Source organism: Rathayibacter sp. AY1E3, assembly GCF_002932235.1.
Lineage (GTDB): Bacteria > Actinomycetota > Actinomycetes > Actinomycetales > Microbacteriaceae > Rathayibacter.
Map to the genome: position 1 here is coordinate 21,034 of NZ_PSVN01000026.1, position 6,214 is coordinate 27,247.

Sequence of the window (6,214 nt, forward strand, 5' to 3'; positions counted from 1 at the left end):
AGCCTCTCCGGCGCAGCGCAGTATGCGTACGCCGCGACAGTTCCCGCCGGCTCGCGCATGATCTTCCTCGCCGGAGGTGTTGCACTGGACGCGGTAGATCCCCTGCCCCGGAGTTGCCGTCACTTCGTCCCTAGTCTTTTCCTATGAACGCATCGAGCTCATTGCCCTCTCTTGACGGTTACCGCTTCGCGGCTGTCCGCGACACAGTCGGCGGCGAAGTAGGACCTGAGACTGTCTTCGACTACCACGAAGCGGACGGCGAGGTGTGGGCCACCTACGCCGGCGGCGCAGTCCGGCGGGGATTCCTTGTCGGCACTCGAACCGGTGACACGGTGGCGTTCCGCTACTGCCAGCTCAACGAGGACGGCGAGACCTCGACGGGATCCTGCGTCTCCGAGATTGTTCTCGACCCAACCGGGCTGCTTCGAATGAAGGAGACGTGGGCCTGGGAATCAAAACCCGGTAATGGCACCAGCGAAGTCACGGAGATCATCGTCCCTCGCCTAGCATCGGTCGTCACAGAACCCCGAACCCGACCCTTTCACGAGTCGTAGAATGAGTGACAAGTTATAGGACAACACTGCTCGGCGCGCCGCGTTTGTGCAGTTGATCGCTAAGTGGCGGCGTCTCTTGATCGTTGCGTGGCGCTAGTAGCCGATGACGAGGATGCTGGCAGCGGCTTCGATGACGTCGTCGGTAATGGTTTCGAGGTCGTTGATCTTGAGCACGCGGGCTATCTGCGGAAAGAGTCGTTCGAGTTGGCGGAAGTTGCCGCGGGTGATGCGTTCGATGGAGGCGATGGCTTGGGCGTCGGTGAAGTCGTCGGGGTCGAGGGTGCGGCCGAGGCGCTTCCAGTGGCGGTCGAGGACGAAGAGGAGTTCGTCGCGACCGAGGGCGCGGTAATGGTGGGAGAAGCCGAGGCGGCTGTAGAGCTGCGGGTAGTGGCGGAAGCGTTGGTCGATGCCGGGCATGCCGATCAGAATTATGGAGAGGTGTTCGCGGTCGTGTCGGTCGCGGAGCAGCTCGAGTGCGGTGGGTGTGAGTCGTTCGGCTTCGTCGATGATGAGTAGCTCGACGAGGTGAGCCACTGGTCGTGCTTTGAAAGGCGGGTCAGGTTCGAGGGAGCGAAGATGTTCGTCGGCGCAGAGGCCGACTTTGATTTGCCAATGGTCGATGTCGTGCATGAGGTCTTTGGGTCGGCAGAGTACTTCGGGTGTGTAGAACACGGTGCGGGATCGGTTGGCGAGGGCGTAGTGCTTGGCGTCGTGATCTCCTCGCGGGCCCCATTCGTTGATGTAGGGCTCGAGAGCGTCCCAGTTCGCATAGCGGCGGGCGGAGTTGGTCTTGCCGACACCAGCATCACCGTGACAGATGCCGATGGTTCGTTCCTTGCGGACGGCGTTGGCGAACTCGGTGAAGCGTCGGTGCTCTTTGGTCACGATGAAGGCCTGGTTCATCACTCGTCCTCTTCATAGGTGCGTAGCCGGCGCCGATGGGGAACGGGCGCGACGCTGTGCGGCTCCTCCCGGACGGTGGCGGTGGGAATGCGGTCGTTGATGACGTGCCGGAGTCGTCGTCGGCGGGCGCGGCGGGCGGCTTCGATGTCGCGGAGGCTGAGTCGGAGGTTGGGGTGAGCTTCGTCGACGGCAACACAGACGAAGGTGTCGCGGTCGTAGACCCGGATCTCTGAGACGTCACGTGGGTCATATCGAATCGTGACGGTGTGCCCGACGAAGGGTGCGAGCGTCGGGGCGAGGTAGCGCTGGCCCTGGAAGTGAATGCCATCGCGCTGCACGACGCGATTCTTCGGAACAGTGAGAAGAAGCCCATCGAGCTGTTCGAGGCTGTCAGGCATACGCGGGAGCCAGCCGTCAGCAACCCATGCGTCTCGCGGAGAGGCTTCGAGCTCGCGATGCGGGCGCTCGTTCTAGGTCCTGACGAAGGCGCCGATCGCCTGGTCGAGGGCCGCCAGATCAAGTACTGGGTGGGGGCTTCTGCTGCCGGGCCCGAGGTGCCCCGGGAGGGTAGCGAGGAGTTCGGTGTTGATGGTGCGGAAGAAGCGTTCGATCTTGCCGCGGCCCTGGGGTCTGCCGACGATGGAATGGATGATGCGGATGCGCAGCTCGATGGCGGTGCGCTCGAGGTGGTGGCTGGTGAAGTCGGAGCCGTGGTCGACGTGGAGAACGTCAGGTATCCCGCACATAGCCCACGTCGGGTCGGGCTTTCTCCAGATCGCCTGACGGAGAGCAAGTGCTGTGTTCATCGCGGACGGTGCCCCGGCGAAGACGATGTAGCCGCAGATCGCGCGCGAATAGTCGTCCATCACGATCGTCAGCCACGGCCGATCGGGCGCGCCCCCGGTGCCCATGATGAGGATGTCGAGTTCGGTGTGATCCGCCTGCGACATGTGGTTGGGACGTTCGGCGCGTCGGCGAAACACCAGCTCGTGCTTGTCTCGATAGGCGGCCGGTCCTTCCAACGCGAGTGTTACGAGCGCCGGGTCTAGAGCTTGCACGATTTCCCTGACGGTGGCGTAGCTCGGCGCCGACAGGCCATGATGATCTGCTTCAGCGCTTGCTAGGCGGTGCAGCGTGGTCAGCGCTGGTCGCGGCCTGCTCAAAGCCAGTCGTTCGATGAACGCCACGAGCTCAGGCGGCGTTCGACGTACACCAGCGTCCGATCGCTGGTGCGGATCGAGAGCAGTGACGCCGCTTTCTCGGTAGAGCTGATGCCAGCGCTGTAGTGTGCGGAGGCCGATGCCGATGTCTCGTGCGAGGGCGGCGAGGGGTATCTGATCTTCGACGTGAAGTCGGAGAATTCGCCACCGCTCGTCACCGTCTATGGCATTTGCTACATGGCGGTGCTCTCGCGGCCGGCGAGGGCTTGCTGGTGACGGTAGAGGGTGGCGCGACTCCAGCCAACGAGTCGTGCTGCGTCTTCGGCGGTGCGGCCCTTCGCTCGAGCATCGGAGGCGATGGCGAGCTTGTCGGCGATTACTGCAGGATCGGACAGTGGGCGGCCGAAGCGTGTGCCGTTCTGCCGCGCCGCTGCGATCCCCGCATTCACCCGCTCGACGATCAGTTCGCGCTCGTACTCGGCGAGGGTGGCCAGCATGTTGAGCATCAGCCGGCCCGTCGACGTCGCCGGATCGATGCCATCAGAGATAGACCGGACGTGGATGCCGCGGTCACGCAGCAGGTTCACCGTGTTCAGGACGTCCATCAAGGAGCGGCCAAGCCGATCAACTCGCCACACGACCACGGTGTCACCGGACTCTGCATGCTCGAGGAGCTTCTTCATCCCTCGGCGCTCGATCGCGGTCTTGCTCCCGGAGGTGACATCAGCGAACACGTCGCGCTTTTGAACGCCGACAGCCACCAGCGCGTCGAGCTGCAACTGCGCATCCTGACTCGATGTGCTCACGCGGGTGTATCCAAGAAGTCTCACTCGACCAGTGTGACTCACAAACTCCTCGCAGTCATGACCCTGAGACGGTTTCTGTTGAGACGCATTTTCGAGACATCTGCGACCTCGGAATCGCGCGGACCCGACACCGCGACAGCGATGCCGACCGGGCGTCTCAGAAAGCTGTTGTTTTCCGAGATGCAGTTGATGTTGCAGGTACGGTGTCTCCGTGCCGAATAGTTTCGCTCCCGTGGACCCCGTCGCGCTCACGCAGTCTTTGATCCGATGTGCTTCGGTCACTCCGAGCGACGACGGAGCCCTCGATGTCGTGGCAGGCGTACTTGAGAGCCTTGGCTTCATCGTTCATCGGCTGGACTTCGATGGCACCCCGAATCTCTACGCCCGCCGAGGAATCGACGGACCGCACCTGTGCTTCGCCGGTCACACCGATGTCGTTCCCCCAGGCTCTAACGAGTGGAGCTCCGACCCCTTCGATGCGACACTCCGCGACGGGACGATCATCGGTCGAGGTGCCAGCGATATGAAGGGCGCCATCGCCGCTTTCCTCGCAGCGGTCTCGCAGACGCAGCCCGAAGTGCTCGACCTTGGGTCGGTCAGCCTCCTGATCACCGGAGACGAAGAGGGGCCGGCCACAGGTGGCACCGTGCGTGTGCTCGAGTGGCTCGCCGATCGCGGCGACATGCCGGACTTCACCCTTGTCGGCGAAGCGACGAACCCGGAGCGGATCGGCGACGTGATCAAGATCGGACGGCGCGGAAGCCTTAACGCCAACCTGACGGTGCGCGGGTTCCAGGGGCACGTTGCCTACCCCCACCTCGTCGACAACCCGGTGCACCGCCTCATCCGCGTTCTCAACCGACTCGCCACAACACCACTCGACGAGGGGTCCGAGTGCTTCGAGCCGTCGAGTCTCCAGATCACCACGATCGACGTCGGCAATGCGGCGAACAACATGGTGCCCGCCGAAGCAACCGCGCATCTGAACATTCGCTTTAACGACCTTCATTCAGCCGAGAGCCTCGAGGGCTTGATCCGCCGGGCGGCAGAAGAGTTCGCAACCGACTTCACCCTCTTAGTCGAGGTAAGTGGCGACCCCTTCATCACTGCTGGATCGAGCCACGTCGCGCTGTTATCCGAGGCGGTAACATCCGTGACCGGGCGAACTCCCTCGTTGGATACCGGCGGAGGAACTTCCGATGCGCGATTCATCGCCCACTATGGCGAGGTCGCCGAATTCGGCCTCATCAGCAGCACAATCCATCAGATCGACGAACACGTCGTGGTAAGCGATCTGCAGCAGCTCACAGTGATTTACCGCACGTTTCTCGCGAAATTCCTGACTCGCTGAAATCCTCGGTGATCCGACGCACGCGTAGCGCGACGTCAAGGAGCGATCAAAGACTGCCGCCACAAAGCGATCAACACCACACCCATGTGCTCATTGCTTCATTTACTCATTTGAGTTCCGGTCGGCGCCGTGCCGAAGGGGTGGTTGCACTCAGTCTACGGACGGGGCCGCCCCCGCCCTCCGATCCATTGAAGGATGCCGATCGTGACGACCGAAACCACGGCGACCAGAAGGAGGAAGGGAAGGGCACCTAGAACCAGGAACAGCACGAAGCTGTCTCCACCCTCGAGCCCGTCCATGACCGCAGCCGCGACTCTAGAAGAGTCAGGACGCCGGCGTGAGCGGCCCGGTCGTGAAGTCACTCCGACCGTCCCCGCCACAGACCTGGAAATCGGAGGGCGTGTCGATTCCCGGTCCGGCGCCGTCCGAGGTGACGAGCACCCGGACAGTCGTCGCGGTCGTCGGCGTGCAGTCGTATGCGCCGACCGCCGAGAGCTGGCCCTCCGCCTGCGCCGACTCACCCGGGGCGAGAGCCCCCGGGAACGCTTCCGCACCCGACGTGCCGGCGGTGGTGAGCTGCGTCCCATCGGCACCGAGCATCAGAACGCCCGGCCACCCGAAGTACGAGCACGCCTGATCCGAGGCGTTCGTGAGCACGATCGCGAACTCTTCCTGGCCCGCCCCGGAAAGCTCGGGCCGGTCCTCCACCGTGACCGTGAGCTGCGTGTCCCGGCACGGGTCCGCCGGCCACACCGGACCAGCCGCCGCCGCACCCGCAGTCGCGGTCGCCGCCGGAGTAGCGGGGGCGGACGTCGGGGCGGCGGTCGCGGTCGACGCCGGCGCGGCGGCCGACGTCGATGCCGGAGCCCCCGCCGTCGAACCGGCGCAACCGACGAGCGCGAACACCGGAACGGCGAGCAGCAGGGCGAGAGTCGAGTGGGAGGTCCGAGTCGTCGTCATCCGGCGAATCTACCTTTGACTGCTCACTCCCAGTGCGAGACGACGGGCGGCGGGACTTCCCGCTCGTGGTTGAGCACTCGAAAAGCGATCGCGAGGACGACGCAGACGCCGGCACCGATCAATGCGGCAGCGCCAGCCACCGTCATCCACAGCGGTTGGACAGCCGAACCGTCCACGCACAGCGGATTCCACAGGAAGCTCTCGGAGCTGGAGTAGCTTCCACGAACCTCGCACGCCTCTGCCGGATCCCACATGTAGAGAGAGGACATCAACCCGAGAGCGGCGGCGAAAACGGTGAAGATCACGGCGAAAACGAGGGGGATCGCGTGATCCGGCCGAGGAGACTGTCTAACGCTCATCGGGAGGGTGCCCCCCCCCCCCCCCCCCCCCCCCCCCCCCCCCCCCCCCCCCCCCCCCCCCCCCCCCCCCCCCCCCCCCCCCCCTCCCCCCCCCCCCCGCCCCGCCCGGGGTCCCCGCACA

The 6,214-nt window shown here is 64.5% G+C and carries 6 protein-coding genes and 1 pseudogene; 2 read left to right on the top strand and 5 right to left on the bottom strand.

Translation table 11 applies throughout. The annotated features are described in order from the left end of the window. Positions 1-143: 143 nt before the first annotated feature. Positions 144-554 (top strand): hypothetical protein, encoded by a 411-nt coding sequence (locus tag C5C53_RS15430; RefSeq protein ID WP_104223373.1) that lies wholly within the window; start codon positions 144-146, stop codon positions 552-554. A 93-nt stretch (positions 555-647) separates the two neighbouring features. On the opposite strand, the gene C5C53_RS15435 is transcribed toward C5C53_RS15430, so the two are convergent. The 3 genes and pseudogenes from C5C53_RS15435 to C5C53_RS15445 all read right to left on the bottom strand — a co-directional run bounded on the left by C5C53_RS15435 (position 648) and on the right by C5C53_RS15445 (position 3,447). Next, positions 648-1,457, bottom strand: coding sequence for an AAA family ATPase (locus tag C5C53_RS15435; protein ID WP_104267943.1), 810 nt, complete (start codon positions 1,455-1,457; stop codon positions 648-650). Then, positions 1,457-2,842: pseudogene (locus C5C53_RS17625) on the bottom strand (Mu transposase C-terminal domain-containing protein). Before C5C53_RS17625 ends, C5C53_RS15435 begins: the two are co-directional and overlap by 1 nt. An 8-nt stretch (positions 2,843-2,850) precedes the next feature. Continuing rightward, positions 2,851-3,447: a recombinase family protein gene (locus tag C5C53_RS15445; protein WP_104223370.1), complete on the bottom strand. Its 597-nt coding sequence runs from the start codon at positions 3,445-3,447 to the stop codon at positions 2,851-2,853. Positions 3,448-3,655: 208 nt separating this feature from the next. Here C5C53_RS15445 and dapE point away from each other — a divergent pair, with 208 nt between their 5' ends. Further along, positions 3,656-4,774 (top strand): succinyl-diaminopimelate desuccinylase, encoded by a 1,119-nt coding sequence (gene dapE, locus C5C53_RS15450; RefSeq protein WP_219813989.1) that lies wholly within the window; start codon positions 3,656-3,658, stop codon positions 4,772-4,774. A 324-nt stretch (positions 4,775-5,098) separates the two neighbouring features. Here the strand turns inward: dapE and C5C53_RS15455 are convergent, their stop codons facing one another. Then, positions 5,099-5,680, bottom strand: coding sequence for a DUF4232 domain-containing protein (locus tag C5C53_RS15455; RefSeq protein ID WP_146085357.1), 582 nt, complete (start codon positions 5,678-5,680; stop codon positions 5,099-5,101). A gap of 77 nt (positions 5,681-5,757) precedes the next feature. Beyond that, a complete protein-coding gene (locus C5C53_RS15460) occupies positions 5,758-6,039 on the bottom strand; it encodes a hypothetical protein (RefSeq protein ID WP_104223367.1) in 282 nt (93 codons plus the stop codon). Between the last annotated feature and the right edge of the window lie 175 nt (positions 6,040-6,214).